The organism is Bartonella sp. SD1336NMGDW, assembly GCF_042193565.1.
Classification (GTDB): Bacteria; Pseudomonadota; Alphaproteobacteria; order Rhizobiales; family Rhizobiaceae; genus Bartonella; species Bartonella grahamii.
This window is the reverse complement of record NZ_JBHILW010000092.1, coordinates 1-641: the sequence shown is the minus strand read 5'-3', so window position 1 is coordinate 641 and position 641 is coordinate 1. Positions and strand designations below refer to the sequence as shown.

Genomic DNA, 641 nt, shown 5'->3' with positions numbered 1-641 from the left:
CCTTTACAGATGGTGCTTTCACGGGACCCACCTATAAATTATCTAAGATTTCTAAAGACGGTAAGGAAGAAGAAGCTAATTTTACCGATGTTGGTACAGCTTTTGAAGGCATTGATACGAGTATCAAGAATGTGAATCAGCGGATCAAAGATGTGACACAAGGTGTTGCACAAGATTCTTTATCATGGAACAAAGATGAAAATGCCTTTACTGCAAAACATGGAGAAAAAGAAGATGAGAAAACAAACAGCAAGATCACGTTTCTTAAGGATGGTGAGCTCTCAAAAAAATCAACCGATGCGGTGAATGGCTCACAGCTCCATTCTACGAACACAGCCCTTGCTAAATATTTTGGTGGCGATACTAAGTATGAGGAAGGCAAATGGACAAAACCTGATTTCAAAGTTGCGCAATTTGGTGCTGATGGCGTAGAAGGTGACGAGAAGACTTATCATAATGTTGCTGATGCTTTTGAAGGTGTTAACAGTACTTTCACCACTTTGAATGAAGAGATTGTCGATGTAAGAGACAGTATCCTTGTTAAGCAAGAAGAAGAGATAACTCTAGCGCGTAGTCTCCGTGCGGGGGGATCGGGTGCTATCACCATTGCTAAGGAAACAGGCGGCACTAAACTAAGTATT

Annotated in this window: 1 pseudogene; it reads left to right on the top strand. The window is 41.2% G+C overall.

The features are described 5' to 3' along the window. Positions 1-641 (top strand): annotated as a pseudogene (locus ACFIKH_RS09325) (hypothetical protein); the annotation flags it as partial.